Annotated in this window: 1 protein-coding gene; it reads right to left on the reverse strand. The window is 29.4% G+C overall.

What is annotated here, in order from left to right:
- Positions 1 to 251, reverse strand: a 251-nt coding sequence (locus SB725_RS30265) for a hypothetical protein (protein WP_410923035.1), incomplete at its 3' end; no start/stop codon positions are given.
- Positions 252 to 384: the final 133 nt, after the last annotated feature.

The following is a 384-nucleotide window of genomic DNA, read 5'->3' on the forward strand; positions in this document are numbered from 1 at the left end:
CCTGTCTGTGTACCAGTTGCAAAACTATTTACATAAATCATAGTAGAAGTAGGATTAATTGCCATACTTTCAGCTCTTTCTCTATCAACCCGTGGAGTAAGAAGCCCGTCTACATTCGTTGTAGTTCCTGTAGCATTTTTTGCCGTTACATCTAATGTGGATGTAGGAGTCATAGTATTAATACCCACTTGGGAATAACCATTTGCATATAAAAATAATGAAGCCGTAATAGATAAAATTTTTGTCTTCATTTTTTTGTTTTAATTATTAATTATGTCACTGGAACCAATATTAATATTTTTATTAACCATATTTTGAATTCTCATACAATTGATTAATACTTTACATATTAAAATATATCTGATTTAAAAACATTCTTTCACC

Source organism: Pseudomonas sp. SIMBA_041 (genome assembly GCF_046535095.1).
GTDB classification, from domain to species: domain Bacteria; phylum Pseudomonadota; class Gammaproteobacteria; order Pseudomonadales; family Pseudomonadaceae; genus Aquipseudomonas; species Aquipseudomonas mucoides.